This window comes from Prevotella illustrans, from assembly GCF_017426725.1.
GTDB classification, from domain to species: domain Bacteria; phylum Bacteroidota; class Bacteroidia; order Bacteroidales; family Bacteroidaceae; genus Prevotella; species Prevotella illustrans.
On sequence record NZ_JAERMS010000035.1, the window covers coordinates 16,556 to 31,129 of the forward strand.

The 14,574-nt window shown below is 43.5% G+C and carries 9 protein-coding genes; 7 read left to right on the top strand and 2 right to left on the bottom strand.

Annotated elements, in window-relative coordinates:
- The first annotated feature begins 56 nt into the window (after positions 1–56).
- A complete protein-coding gene (locus JHU38_RS09800; protein WP_107580777.1) occupies positions 57–2,345 on the top strand; it encodes an NADP-dependent malic enzyme in 2,289 nt (762 codons plus the stop codon).
- A gap of 76 nt (positions 2,346–2,421) precedes the next feature.
- Here JHU38_RS09800 and JHU38_RS09805 read toward each other — a convergent pair whose 3' ends face one another.
- Positions 2,422–4,170: a phospho-sugar mutase gene (locus JHU38_RS09805; protein WP_107582259.1), complete on the bottom strand. Its 1,749-nt coding sequence runs from the start codon at positions 4,168–4,170 to the stop codon at positions 2,422–2,424.
- Positions 4,171–4,362: 192 nt separating this feature from the next.
- Between JHU38_RS09805 and JHU38_RS09810 the strand changes: the two genes are divergently transcribed.
- Positions 4,363–4,650 (top strand): DUF4491 family protein, encoded by a 288-nt coding sequence (locus JHU38_RS09810; protein WP_107580778.1) that lies wholly within the window; start codon positions 4,363–4,365, stop codon positions 4,648–4,650.
- Positions 4,647–5,117, top strand: coding sequence for a 23S rRNA (pseudouridine(1915)-N(3))-methyltransferase RlmH (rlmH, locus tag JHU38_RS09815; protein ID WP_107580779.1), 471 nt, complete (start codon positions 4,647–4,649; stop codon positions 5,115–5,117). Before JHU38_RS09810 ends, rlmH begins: the two co-directional genes overlap by 4 nt.
- Positions 5,118–5,452: 335 nt before the next feature.
- Here rlmH and JHU38_RS09820 read toward each other — a convergent pair whose 3' ends face one another.
- On the bottom strand, positions 5,453–6,733 hold the full coding sequence (locus JHU38_RS09820) for a DUF3078 domain-containing protein (protein WP_107580781.1): 1,281 nt from the start codon (positions 6,731–6,733) through the stop codon (positions 5,453–5,455).
- A 162-nt stretch (positions 6,734–6,895) separates the two neighbouring features.
- Here JHU38_RS09820 and JHU38_RS09825 point away from each other — a divergent pair, with 162 nt between their 5' ends.
- The 4 genes from JHU38_RS09825 to JHU38_RS09840 all read left to right on the top strand — a co-directional run bounded on the left by JHU38_RS09825 (position 6,896) and on the right by JHU38_RS09840 (position 14,309).
- The gene (locus JHU38_RS09825; RefSeq protein WP_107582260.1) at positions 6,896–8,500 is read left to right on the top strand and encodes a CTP synthase; all 1,605 of its coding nucleotides are present in this window, start codon (positions 6,896–6,898) and stop codon (positions 8,498–8,500) included.
- Positions 8,500–10,425, top strand: coding sequence for a membrane protein insertase YidC (yidC, locus tag JHU38_RS09830; protein WP_107580782.1), 1,926 nt, complete (start codon positions 8,500–8,502; stop codon positions 10,423–10,425). The genes JHU38_RS09825 and yidC overlap by 1 nt, the downstream gene beginning before the upstream one ends.
- A 64-nt stretch (positions 10,426–10,489) precedes the next feature.
- On the top strand, positions 10,490–12,646 hold the full coding sequence (locus tag JHU38_RS09835) for a S9 family peptidase (protein WP_107580783.1): 2,157 nt from the start codon (positions 10,490–10,492) through the stop codon (positions 12,644–12,646).
- A 43-nt stretch (positions 12,647–12,689) separates the two neighbouring features.
- Entirely contained in the window at positions 12,690–14,309 is a 1,620-nt protein-coding gene (locus tag JHU38_RS09840) for an MFS transporter (RefSeq protein WP_107580784.1), read from the top strand.
- Positions 14,310–14,574 lie beyond the last annotated feature (265 nt).

Below are 14,574 nucleotides of genomic sequence, written 5' to 3' on the forward strand. Positions count from 1 at the left end.
CAGTAGTTTTTTACTAACTTTGCGTGAAAGACAATAACTCAACAATAAAAAAGATTATGGTAAAAATAACGAAAGAAGCCGCTTTAGAGTATCACTCGAACGGCAGACCCGGAAAAATTGAAGTAAAACCAACCAAACCTTACCATACACAAACCGATCTAAGCTTAGCTTACTCACCAGGAGTAGCATATCCCTGCTTAGAAATCCAAAGTAATCCAGATTCCGTTTATAAATATACTGACAAAGGCAACTTAGTTGCCGTTATCAGTAATGGTACAGCCGTACTTGGTCTTGGAGACATAGGGGCCATGAGCGGCAAACCGGTCATGGAAGGCAAAGGATTGCTCTTTAAGATATATGGGGGTATTGACGTTTTTGATATTGAAATTGCAGAAAAAGATCCCAAAAAATTCTGCGAAGCTGTAGAGAAAATAGCCCCATCATTTGGAGGTATCAATCTCGAAGATATCAAAGCTCCCGAATGTTTCTACATAGAAAAACGGCTCAAAGAATCTCTTGATATCCCAGTCATGCACGATGACCAACATGGTACTGCCATTATTTCTGCGGCAGGTTTAAAGAATGCCTTGGAAGTCGCGGGCAAAGATATCAGCAAGGTTCGTATTGTCGTAAATGGCGCGGGCGCAGCTGCCATCAGTTGTACCCAACTATATTGCGCATTAGGAGCCAAGAAGGAAAATATCGTTATGCTCGACTCAAAGGGAGTCATTACGAACGACCGAGAATATCTAACGGAGCAGAAGAAGTTATTCGCGACAAACAGAAAAGATATTCACTCTTTGGAAGAGGCAATCAATGGCGCTGACGTGTTTGTAGGCCTTTCTAAAGGTAATATTCTTACTCAGGATATGATTCGTTCGATGGCAGAAAGCCCAATCGTATTCGCGCTTGCCAATCCCGTTCCCGAAATTTCATACGAAGACGCGATGGCCAGCCGTCCCGACGTCTTGATGTCGACAGGGCGAAGTGATTATCCCAACCAAATCAATAACGTAATTGGCTTCCCTTATATATTCAGAGGTGCCTTGGATGTTCACGCGCGAGCCATCAATGAAGAAATGAAGATGGCCGCTGTCCATGCCATTGCCGAATTAGCCAAGCAGCCCGTCCCTGACGTGGTAAATGATATTTACCGTGTCAACGACCTTACCTTTGGTCCCAAATATTTCATCCCCAAACCTGTAGACCCACGTCTTATCACGGAGGTAAGTGCCGCCGTAGCTAAGGCCGCGATAGAAAGCGGAGTGGCTCGTACCCCAATTACAGATTGGGATACCTACAAAAAAAATCTCATGCAACTGTTGGGTCAAGAAACAAAACTAACACAGAAACTGCATGATACGGCCAGACAACATCCTCAACGTGTTGTCTTTGCTGAAGGAGGGCATGCGACGATGATGAAAGCTGCCGTACAAGCCAAACAGGAAGGTATCTGTCATCCAATCCTTTTGGGCAACGTAGATCGTTTAAAGCGACTCGCTCAACGGCTTAAACTCAATCTTGATGGTATCGAAATCGTTGATATGCGCGCAGACCAGGAGCAAGGCCGACGCGCGACATTTGCAAAGCATCTTGCAGAAAAGCGTGCCCGCCAAGGTTATACCTTTGAAGAGGCATACGACAAGATGTATGAACGCAACTATTTTGGAATGTCAATGGTAGAGCAAGGAGACGCGGACGCTTTCATCACGGGGCTCTATACCAAATACTCAAACACCATCAAAGTAGCGAAAGAAGTTGTTGGCATTCATCCCGGCTACAAGACTTTTGGTACGATGCATATCCTGAACACTAAAAAAGGAACCTACTATCTTGCCGACACTCTCATCAATCGGCATCCGGATGAGAATGTTTTATACGATATAGCTAAACTCAGTGTGCAAAGCGTAAAGTTCTTCAACGATGAACCGGTTGTAGCGATGATCAGCTATTCCAACTTCGGTACCGATGAAATTGGCTCTCCTTTAAAGGTTCATCAGGCCGTGGAGCGCCTGCAACAAGACTATCCCGATTTAGCCATTGACGGAGAAATGCAGGTCAGTTTCGCTCTTAACAAGAATTTGAGAGACGACAAATATCCGTTTACACGCTTAAAAGGAAAAGACGTCAATACGCTGGTATTCCCCAATATGTCATCTGCTAATGGCTCTTATATGCTTTTAAAGGCACTTGATCCCGACGTCGAGATTATCGGCCCAATTCAGATGGGACTTAACAAACCGATACACTTCACTGATTTTGAGGCCTCTGTTCGCGATGTTGTCAATGTAACAGCTGTAGCGGTAATTGATGCGTATGTAGATAAAATCAAAAGAAAGAAGTAAAGAGATAATCTTCTAAATATGAAAGGGCGGCCATAACGGTCGCCCTTTCATATTATATAACTTCATCACAGAGTGATTAATCCAAATGCAGACTTTGCTTAATAGCCTCAATTCGTGCCGTGCTCTTTTCCATAAGAGCCTCATACTCTGAAGCATTCTTCATTGTATCTTTTACTTCCAGATAGAACTTTATCTTCGGCTCGGTTCCGGAGGGCCGCACGCTTACCTTTGTTCCATCTTCACAGAACCATTGAAGCACATTACTTGTGTCAGGCATATCCAGTTTTATCTTGGTTCCATCAGTCCGAACAGCTTCGAGAGTCAGAAAATCTTTCCACAGGCAAACCTTAGAACCACCCAGTTCCTTGGGAGGATTGCTTCTGAAATCGGTCATCATTTGCTTGATCTCGTCAGCACCGGTCTTACCGGGGCGCACGACATTAATCGTAAACTCACGTGAAAATCCATATTCTATATAGATATCCATGAGTACGTCATACAGAGTCTTACCTTGATCTTTGGCCCATGCGCAGATTTCTGCCAGCAAACTCATTGCAGAAACCGCGTCCTTGTCACGAACAAAGTCCTGTGCCATGAAGCCATAGCTCTCCTCTCCACCACCGATATATTTCTGTTTTCCTTCAGAGATTCGGATTTCACGAGCTATCCACTTGAAACCTGTATAGCAATCGCGCATTTCGATACCCGCTTTGTCGGCCACCTTCTTGATAAGTTCTGTGGTTACAATCGTCTTTACAATGAAATCCGACGGCTTCAATAAACCTTTTGCCTTGCGGTTGGTAATGATGTAGTACAAGAACAGAAGACAGGTCTGGTTGCCGTTAATCAGCACCCATTCGCCCTTGTCATTCTTGCAAGCCATACCCACGCGGTCAGCGTCCGGATCACTTGCCATAACAATGTCCGCATCAAGTTTCTTCGCGTCACGAATAGCCAGCGACAGCGCTTCGCCATTTTCCGGATTCGGGCTCTTAACGGTCGGGAAATCGCCACTTCTCTGCATCTGCTCTTTCACACAGTGTACATTATCAAAGCCCCAAAGTTTCAATGACTGCGGAATAGACATCATGCCTGTTCCATGAAGCGGCGTGTACACGATCTTTAAATCATGCTGACGCTTAATCACCTCCGGGTCAATACTTAACGTATGTATCTCTTCAAGATAAGCTTTATCTATCTCCGGGCCGATAATTTCTATAAGGTCCTTGTTACCTTCAAACTTCACGTCATTGACCGTAACCTTATTCACTTCGGTTATGATTCCATTGTCATGTGGAGCTAACACCTGAGCGCCATCTTCCCAATAGGCCTTATAGCCGTTATACTCTTTCGGGTTATGACTGGCCGTGATGTTTACGCCTGCCTGACACCCCAGCTTACGGATTGCGTATGAACATTCCGGTGTAGGACGCATATCATCAAAGAGATAGGCCTTAATACCATTCGCCGAAAAAATATCAGCCACCGTTTCCGCGAATTTCCGACTATTGTTACGGCAGTCATGACATACAACTACAGAGATTTGTTTGCGATCCTTAAAGTTTAACTTTAGGTAATTGGCAAATCCCTGGGTTGCCATTCCTACGGTATAAATGTTCATACGATTTGAGCCTGCGCCCATAATACCGCGAAGGCCGCCCGTTCCAAATTCCAAGTCCTTGTAGAAACTTTCAATCAGATCCGTCTTGTCTTCCGCATCAAGTTTCTGCTGAACTTCCCTACGAGTTTCCTCGTCAAACGCAGGTGTCAGCCATTGTTGGGCCTTTGCCTCACACTGCGCAATCAGTTCTGTATTATTCATAATCATTCTGGTATAAATTTGTTGATAGTTAGATATTTAATATAAGTAAGAATGATCTTACAGGATTTAGGTCCTCCGCCAACAAAGAGAACAAACTGTCTCTCTACGCTACATTGCAAAGATAGTCATTTAAAATCAAAATGACTCAGCTAAATCAGTTATTTTTTGTAACTTTGTCACCAAAACCGAACTAATATGCATTTTACTGGAATCTTAATCGCGATTTGCACATTTCTTATTATAGGCCTTTTCCATCCACTTGTCATCAAAACCGAATACTATTGGGGCACCAAACCCTGGTGGATATACCTTGTTTTGGGCATTGCCTCTGTCATTTTAGCCCTCTTTGTCAGCGACATTGTCCTCTCTTCCCTATTGGGAATCCTCGGCGCTTCTTTCCTTTGGAGTATCGGTGAATTGTTCGCGCAACGCAAAAGAGTTGAGAAAGGCTGGTTTCCCAAACGTCAGAAAGAAAAGAAATGAAGGTGGAACTCATCCTCATCGGGAAGACCGTCAATAGTCATTTCAATGCAGGTATTGATGATTATCTAAACCGAACCAACCATTATCTACCTTTTAAAATAACAATTATCCCTGATATCAAAAACACGAAAAAACTTACGGAAGAGCAACAAAAAATCAAAGAAGGTGAAGAAATTCTAAAACGTCTCAAGCCTTCTGACACGGTGATCCTCTTGGATGAGCACGGCAAAGAATTCAGAAGTTTGGAATTTGCTTCCTGGATTCAGAAAAAACAGAACACAACACGCAATCTCGTATTCATCATAGGGGGGCCATACGGTTTTTCACAGGACGTTTACCAAAGGTCAAACGAACGGATCAGTCTCTCAAAAATGACTTTCAGCCACCAAATGGTCAGGCTTATTTTTACCGAACAGCTATACCGGGCATGTACGATTATCAAAGGCGAACCTTATCATCACGAATAAGATTCTAAATTTAAACGAGATTTTCACCTGCCGGGAAGCACCTTATGCAAAACATCTCGATTTTCTTTTAATTCTCTGTAAACCAACACGATACAACCGTTATTGGTAATTCGATCTCGCGCTATTGAACAACCGGTTTCTAAAAGCAGCCTTTTGACCTTGTAAAAGGGCTGCTTTTGAAGCGCAAAAGGACTGCTTTTGCATTCCAAAAGGGCTGCTTTTAGAACGTCAAAGGGCTGCTTTCGCGATGCGAAAGCAGCCCTTTGAGCAACCCTCTGATATTCGGTCATTTACACACATCCATTCTTATGTGTCATCACCTTTACCAAACTGTTTTAAAAAGAATAGGAAAAGCCTAAGCTGGCGTACTCTTTATACTGCCAATAGCCGTATTTCTCATCACGCATGGAACCATCGTCAAAGCGTGGATAGATAAATACCTTGGTAGAAATATACTTATTAAACTGAAACGTCAGGGTATTCTCCCACTCCAGTTCTGCCCTGCGATAAGTAGTGTAACCAAAGAGCCGCATTTTCCAATTCATCATATCACTAAACTTCCAGACTAAATCCAACGTGAATTCAGAACCGATATCATGGAGCGTATGCTTATCCTTGTCAAGTCCATAACGCTTAGCTAATGCCTTACGACTCACATATTTAAAATTGTAAGCCAAAGGAGCCAGATGTATTGTACCTACTAATTTCTTTTTAAACCAATTTACATTATAATCCATACCGACAGAAAGGTTGGTCGTAAATGGAGATAAGAAATCACTATACGTCTTTGGATCATTATTTTTAAAACCACGCATGAACTGCGTATAGGTCAATAATTGTATGGTGTAATACCAGCGTTTGGTAGCTTGCAGTCCCAATTTGCCCGTATATCTAATCAAGTCTTCCGATGTCTTTAGGTTGTGCAAACTATCGCTCTTGGATGTTTGAAAGCCAAGTTTCATTTCCAACTTGTTGTCCCATTTTACCTTTTGCTTATTGTTATAGTTGGCTTGAAGCGTAACGGCTCCAACCATGTTATAGTTGCTTTCGCCACCTTTATACCAGTTTGATGTAACAAAGTTCTGTAAGAACTGCAAATAGTAGTCGCTATGGTATGACCAAAAGTTGGGCTTAAACACCTTTACGCCATACATTTGCACATCCGGCTCAACAATCTTTGGGGCTACTTTCTTTATTAAATCAGGATGATTCTCTATCTTTGTCCCTTCACCCTCGCCTACTGCTCCTACAATTTTCAACTCTTTACCTGTTCTTTGCACCAAGTCTGGTCGTGTAAGGTAGACATGAAGTAAAGTACGCGACAAATCAATACGCTGCAACGTATCCGTATCGAGAGCCAAACAATTATCTGACACATTACGATAATAAGTTAGAGGCAAAAATAAAGACGCGTAATTAATAACTTGAAGAGTGGGGTTATGCTTCTTTTGTATGGAATCTTCAAACGTCAGATGATACAAAGATTGCAATGACTCGACGTATTTCTCTACTATCGAACGCGATTCTTGGAGGTTTGCGGGACGGTTTCTTTGCGCATTGGCTGGCACTACAGAAAGAATCGCTAATAATAATGTAAAAAACGACTTATAACTCATAGTAAATGCAAAGGTAATAATAAACAAATAAATAAATTCGCAATTAATAAATTAATCGATTGAAAATGGACGAAATACCTATGATTAAAACCTCCGTTCACTTGCATAGTTCACAAAAATAAATTAATTTTGCAAATTGGAATTTATAAATTTTATTTTATCGTGGCTGAGACAAAATACATTTTCGTTACAGGTGGCGTAGTTTCATCACTTGGCAAGGGTATTATATCCGCTTCTATAGGCAAACTTCTCCAAGCAAGAGGATATAATGTCACCATCCAAAAGTTTGATCCGTATATTAATATTGACCCGGGAACACTTAATCCCTATGAGCATGGAGAGTGCTATGTTACAGTTGACGGCATGGAAACCGACCTTGACTTGGGTCACTATGAACGTTTCACCGGTATTCAAACAACCAAAGCCAACTCGCTGACAACGGGCCGTATCTATAAAGCCGTCATCGACAAAGAACGTCGTGGTGACTATTTAGGGAAGACCATTCAGGTTGTTCCACACATCACGGATGAGATCAAGCGCAATGTAAAACTCTTGGGCAAAAAGTTTCATTATGATTTTGTCATCACGGAGATTGGCGGAACCATCGGCGATATTGAAAGCGCGCCTTTCATGGAAGCCATCCGCCAGCTGAAATGGGAATTAGGAAAGAACGCCATCAATATACATTTAACGTATGTACCTTATTTAAAAGCGGCCGGCGAACTAAAAACCAAGCCTACGCAACACAGCGTCAAAGAACTGCAGAGTGTGGGTATTCAGCCCGACATTCTCGTTCTGAGAACGGAAATGCCCCTTGAAGAAAATATAAGAAAGAAAGTTGCGGCATTCTGCAACGTTGATTTCGATTGTGTTTTCCAAAGCGAAGATCTACCCAGTATTTACGAAGTACCCGTCAATATGCAAGATCAGGGACTGGACACGGCCGTATTAAAGAAAGTTGGTTTGGAAATAGGTGAAAAGCCTGCTCTCGGTCCTTGGAAAGCATTTATCGAACGACGAAACAACGCCAAAGATACCGTAAATATCGGTCTTGTAGGTAAATACGATCTTCAAGACGCGTATAAGAGTATTCGGGAAAGCCTGTCTCACGCCGGCACCTATAATGATTATAAGGTGAATATCAACTTCATCAATTCTGAAGAGATAACAGAAGATAACATCGCTGAAAAAATTCAAGGACAGAATGGTATTGTCATCTGCCCCGGATTCGGTCAGAGAGGTATAGAAGGAAAGGTTATTGCGGCTCACTACACACGTACGCACGACATTCCTACATTCGGTATTTGTCTGGGTATGCAGATGATGGTTATTGAATTTGCTCGTAACGTATTGGGCTATAAGGATGCCAATAGCAGAGAAATGGACGAAAAAACACCACACAATGTAATTGATATCATGGAAGAACAAAAGAATATCTCTAACATGGGTGGTACAATGCGTCTAGGTGCTTACGAATGTGTGTTGACACAGAATTCACGCGTATTCGATATTTATAAGAAAGAACATATTCAGGAAAGACACCGTCATCGTTATGAATTCAATAACGACTATCAAAAAGAATATGAGAAAAACGGCATGATGTGCGTAGGGCACAATCCCGAAAGTGATTTAGTTGAGGTTGTGGAAATACCCGGATTGAAATGGTATATTGGCACGCAGTATCATCCGGAGTACCAATCTACGGTTCTCCATCCACACCCGCTATTTGTCGACTTTGTTAAAACAGCAATCGCAAACAAAAAATAATGGACAAAAATACAATTATAGGCTTTATTCTTATTGCCTTAGTACTATTTGGATTCACATGGTACACCCAACCTTCGGCTGAAGAGCAGCGGGCTGCCTTTGTAAAAGACTCTATTGAGAATGTAGTAAAAAAAGAGGCGGAAAAGGCTGCCAAAGTTATGGCAGCTCAAAAACAGGAAACGGCCAAGAAACAAACAGCCGTAGATACGACGGCCCTGTTCCATCAGGCAATGACCGGCAGGAATGAAAACATTATCCTGCATAATTCTAAATTGGAACTGACGCTCAGCAGTAAAGGCGCAACTGTCACTAAGGCTGTCATCAAGGGCTATGCGGGGCATAACCTGAAAGTCAAAGACGGTTCGCAAGACGCTTCTTCCGTTACACTCTTCGACGGTACTGACCAACAGTTGAATTTTACCCTGTCGACCAAGGAGTCAAACATCAACACGCAAGATCTCTATTTCACGCCTTCACAGATTACTGATTCTACGGTCGTGTTTACGGCAGAAGCCGGCGCGGGCCGATACATCTCACTCAGCTACACATTAGGAAGCGACTATCTGCTCCACTCACAAATGGCTGTCGTAGGACTGGCAAATGCTTTTGCGCCCAATACCAATACACTTGACATCAACTGGAAAGACAAGATCAAACAACAAGAGCGTGGTTTCACCTTTGAGAACCGCTATGCTACGCTGACGTATCATAAGATTGAAGGCGGCACCGACTACTTGAATGAAACCAAGGAACATATTGACGAACCTGTTGAGGACGCCATCGACTGGGTAGCTTTCAAAAACCAATTCTTCTCAGCCGTTCTTATTGCTAAGGATAATTTCAAGGCCAATGCCTCCATGACATCCATTCCGCAAGAGAAAGGCAGTGGCTATCTGAAACAATACGAGGCCAAACTGAAAACAGTCTTTGATCCGACGGGCCAGACGAATTCACAGTTTGATTTTTACTTTGGTCCCAACGATTTCCGCTTGCTCAAGAAAGTAGAGAAGGAAAGTTCATTTGGCAAGAATCTGGAAATGCAGCGCCTTGTTTACTTGGGATGGCCATTGTTCAGAATCATTAATCGCTGGTTCACCATTTATGTGTTCGACTTCCTGACGGGACTGAATATCAACATGGGTATTGTTCTTATTCTCATCACGCTGTTGCTCAAACTCATTACCTATCCCATGGTAAAGAAAAGTTATATGAGTTCGGCTAAGATGAGAGTGTTGAAACCAAAATTAGATGCGGCAACGGCACAATTCAACAAACCCGAAGACCAAATGCAAAAGCAACAGGCCATGATGGCCGAATACAGCAAATACGGCGTCAGTCCGCTCAGTGGCTGTCTGCCCATGCTGATTCAAATGCCAATCTGGATTGCCATGTTCAACTTTGTGCCTAATGCTATTCAGCTTCGCGGAGAGAGTTTCCTTTGGATCAAAGACCTTAGTACGTTCGATCCCATTTGGGAATGGAACACCAACATTTGGTTGATTGGAGACCATTTAAGCCTAACCTGCATTTTATTCTGTATCGCCAATGTGCTTTACTCGTGGATGACAATGCGCCAACAGAAAGACCAGATGGTCGGCCAGCAAGCGGAGCAAATGAAAATAATGCAATGGATGATGTATCTCATGCCGGTCATGTTCTTCTTCATGTTCAATGATTACAGCGCCGGTCTTAATTTCTATTATTTCATTTCGCTGTTCTTCAGTGCAGCCATCATGTGGGCACTGCGCAAGACAACAAATGATGAGAAGTTGCTCCAAATTCTGGAAACCCGCTATGAGGAGAACAAAAAGAATCCGCAAAAGAAGTTGGGAGGCTTGGCTGCCAGACTGCAGGCTATGCAGGAAGAACAAATGAAACTACAGAACCAACGCAAGGAGCTGGAAAGAAAAAAAAGAGAACTTTAGAATTACCAACATAGGTTAGGGATTCCCCCCTAACCTATTTTTAATTTTCCTAATATCAAGTATCATGTATAGAAAACTTTTAATTTTAGCTTTATCTGCTTGTATTTGTGGCAGTAATGTAAATGCGCAGACTATGATTCAAAGAAATGAGATTAAGCTTAATTCCGACCTCATGACGGCCGAGGCCTTATGGGCCATGGGACGCATTGGGCAAGTCAGCGCTTCGCCCGATGGGAAGTCAATAGCTTATCAGGTGTCATATTATAGTGTGAAAGCGAATGCCAGCCATACTATACTATATGTCATGGATTCTTCCGGTAACAACAAAAAGCAACTGACGACAGACAGTAAAAATGAAAGCGATGCAGCCTGGATAGAGAATGGTCGCAAGATCGCATTTCTCCGCAGTGGCGAAATCTGGAGCATGGATCCTGATGGAGCCAACCGCAAACAGCTATCACATACCCGGGGGGCAATAGAAGGCTTCAAGTTTTCCCCTGACGGAAAAAAGGTTGTGTTCATTAAAAGCATACCCTACCACGGCACCATCAAGCAGAATCCATCGGATCTCCCGAAAGCAACAGGGCGACTAATCACCGATATGAACTATCGCCACTGGGATCACTATGTAGAGACGATTGCCCATCCTTTCGTCGCGGATGTCAACGCAGACGGAATAGGCACAGCAACAGATATCATGGCAGGTGAACCTTTTGAGGCTCCCGTAGCTCCGTTTGGTGGTATAGAGCAGATAGACTGGAGCAAGGATTCCAGATTCATAGCCTATACCAGTCGCAAGAAAGAAGGACTGCAATACGCCATATCCACCGATACTGATATCTATCTGTATGAAGTTGCTACCGGTAAGTGCCGCAATCTCTGTAAGCCCGCCAACTATACCGAGCCCAAGATTGACGCGACACACACCATGAAGGATCAGGCTGTGAATGCGCAGGGCAAGGATTGTCAGGTCGGCTATGACGTCAATCCCAAATTCTCACCTGATGGTAAATATCTGGCGTGGCAAAGCATGAAGCACAATGGCTACGAAAGTGACCGCAACAGGCTGTGTGTCATGGATTTGCAAACAGGAAAAAAGAACTATGTTACAGAACGTTTCGACTCGAATGTAGATGACTATATCTGGGCAAGCAACAGCAAGAATCTATATTTTCTCGGCTGTTGGCATGCCTGTATTAATGTATATCAGACAAATTTAAACGGTGAGATTCTTCAGTTGACCGATGGCTGGAACGATTATGGCAGCCTCCAGCTCTTGGGCAAAGGCAAAGACTTAGTCGTTACACGCCACTCCATGAGCACTCCTGACGACATTTATATCCTCAAACCTTCAAAAACAGCCAAGAAATCAATGATTGCTCAAATTACTTTCGAGAACAAGCACATCTTTGATCAGTTGGCATTGGGCAAAATTCAGCAACGTTGGGTAAAAACGACAGATGGCAAGGAGGAACTTGTATGGATTATCCTGCCTCCCCACTTTGACGCTAACAAGAAATACCCTGCCCTGCTCTTCTGTGAGGGAGGACCACAAAGCCCTGTAAGTCAGTTCTGGAGCTATCGCTGGAATTTCCAGATTATGGCCGCTCACGGCTATGTCATTGTTGCGCCTAACCGCCGTGGCTTACCCGGATTCGGAAGCGAATGGAACGAGGAGGTCAGCGGTGACTGGACCGGACAATGTATGAATGACTACCTTGCGGCCATTGATGACGCAGCCAATCTCCCCTTTGTTGACAAAGATCGACTGGGATGTGTCGGAGCCAGCTTCGGAGGTTTTTCCGTATATTATCTGGCCGGTCATCATCAAAAACGCTTCAAAGCCTTTATCTCCCACGATGGGGCCTTCAACTTAGAGAGCATGTATACTGATACGGAAGAAGTATGGTTTTCCAACTGGGAATACGAAGACGCGTATTGGAAACAGAAAGTCAGCGAAAATGCCAAAAGGACTTATGAGAACAGTCCCCATAAGTTCGTGGGAAACTGGGACACTCCCATTCTCGTTATTCACGGAGAGAAAGACTACAGAATCAACGCCAACCAGGGCATGGGCGCTTTCAATGCAGCCCGCATACATGGCATTCCGGCCGAACTCCTGCTTTTCCCGGACGAAAACCATTGGGTATTGAAACCACAGAACGGGATACTCTGGCAGCGCACTTTCTTCTCTTGGCTTGATAAGTGGTTGAAGAAATAACGCGCCATATTTTGTACAAAATAATAATGAATCAATAATAATTATGTCAGATCAAATGAACAAAACTCTTAGAGATTCCGCGGCGCTGCGATGGACCGCACTCCTGCTTCTTGCATTAGCAATGTTCTGTGCTTATATCTTTGTAGATATATTGTCACCCATCAAAGACCTCATGCTGTCGCAACGCGGCTGGGATTCAACGGCCTTCGGTACAATGCAAGGCTCAGAAACCTTCTTGAATGTCTTTGCTTTCTTCCTCATCTTCGCGGGAATAATTCTTGATAAGATGGGGGTAAGATTTACTGCGGTTCTGTCCGGTGCCGTCATGCTTGGCGGTGCGTTGATTAAGTATTATGCTGTCAGCGAGAGCTTTATCGGCTCAGGATTGGAGACATGGTTTACCAATAACCTGAATCATATTCCCGTTTTTGAACAGCTTGGCGTCTCTCCTTTCTACGAAGGAATGCCGGCTTCAGCCAAATTAGCGGCTATCGGCTTTATGATTTTCGGTTGCGGAACGGAAATGGGTGGTATTACCGTTTCTCGTGGTATTGTCAAATGGTTCAAAGGACGCGAGATGGCATTGGCGATGGGATCAGAGATGGCACTTGCCCGATTGGGAGTTGCCACCTGCATGATATTCTCGCCGTTCTTTGCGAAACTGGGCGACAAAATCGACGTATCCCGTTCCGTAGCTTTTGGTGTCGTTCTGCTTTGCATTGCACTTATCATGATCATTGTTTATTTCTTTATGGATAAAAAGCTGGATTCGCAAACCGGCGAGGCCGAAGAAAAAGACGATCCGTTCAAGATCAGTGACCTGGGACAGATTTTAAAGAGCAGCGGCTTTTGGCTTGTTTCGTTGCTTTGCGTGCTGTATTATTCGGCTATCTTCCCTTTCCAAAAGTATGCTGTAAACATGCTGCAATGTAATCTTACTTTTACAGAGATTCCGTCAGATTCGTTCTGGGCTTCTACCTCAGTTACAATTGTGCAGTATCTGATTATGCTTTTGGTAGCCATCACCGCCTTCATGTTTAATTTCATGAAGAATAAGGCCGTTAAATACAGTGTGTTGAGTCTTTCAATTCTCGCTCTTATCGCCTATTGCTATATGGGTTATATGCGCCAGTCTGCAGAGTCAATCTTTGCCGTATTCCCACTGTTGGCCGTTGGCATCACACCCATTTTGGGTAACTACGTAGACCATAAGGGCAAAGCTGCGACAATGTTGGTTCTGGGGTCACTCCTGCTCATTGCCTGCCACCTCACCTTTGCGTTCGTATTACCGGCATTCAAGGGCAACGAAGTTGGCGGCGTGATTGTTGCCTATTTGACGATTCTCGTGCTTGGCGCCTCATTCTCTTTGGTTCCGGCCTCTTTATGGCCAAGCGTTCCCAAACTGGTCGACGCTAAAATCATAGGATCGGCCTATGCCTTAATATTCTGGATCCAAAATATTGGCTTGTGGTTGTTCCCACTGCTGATTGGTAAGGTTCTGGACCAAACCAACCCCGGAGTGACGGATGCGACCCAACTCAATTACACCGCACCGCTTATCATGTTAGCGGGACTCGGTGTAGCCGCACTGATTATCGGTTTAATTCTGAAAGTCGTTGATAAGAATAAAGGTCTCGGTCTGGAAGAGCCTAATATTAAATAATATAAATAGCGTTATTGGTGTTCGCTGAAACCTTTTGAATTGTAGTTAGGGCTGAATTCCTCGCGTTGGATTCAGCCCTTTTTAATGCCTCCACTTTCACTATTTGATAATAGGCCATCAAATCATTATCTCCCTCTCTTGATTGCTCATCTTCTTTTCTTGATGACCAATTATTTGATATCGCACCTATCCAGCGGTTTACTTTTATCCCAAACATATATAAAACCACTTTTACACCAATAGTGTCCTAAATATTTTTCAAAAA

Bases quoted from the DNA above. Each gene is read 5' to 3' on its own strand.
- JHU38_RS09840 (WP_107580784.1), top strand. From the start codon at position 12,690: ATGTCAGATCAAATGAACAAAACTCTTAGAGATTCCGCGGCGCTGCGA.
- JHU38_RS09810 (WP_107580778.1), top strand. From the start codon at position 4,363: ATGCATTTTACTGGAATCTTAATCGCGATTTGCACATTTCTTATTATA.
- JHU38_RS09800 (WP_107580777.1), top strand. From the start codon at position 57: ATGGTAAAAATAACGAAAGAAGCCGCTTTAGAGTATCACTCGAACGGC.
- JHU38_RS09835 (WP_107580783.1), top strand. From the start codon at position 10,490: ATGTATAGAAAACTTTTAATTTTAGCTTTATCTGCTTGTATTTGTGGC.
- rlmH (WP_107580779.1), top strand. From the start codon at position 4,647: ATGAAGGTGGAACTCATCCTCATCGGGAAGACCGTCAATAGTCATTTC.
- JHU38_RS09820 (WP_107580781.1), bottom strand. From the start codon at position 6,733: ATGAGTTATAAGTCGTTTTTTACATTATTATTAGCGATTCTTTCTGTA.
- yidC (WP_107580782.1), top strand. From the start codon at position 8,500: ATGGACAAAAATACAATTATAGGCTTTATTCTTATTGCCTTAGTACTA.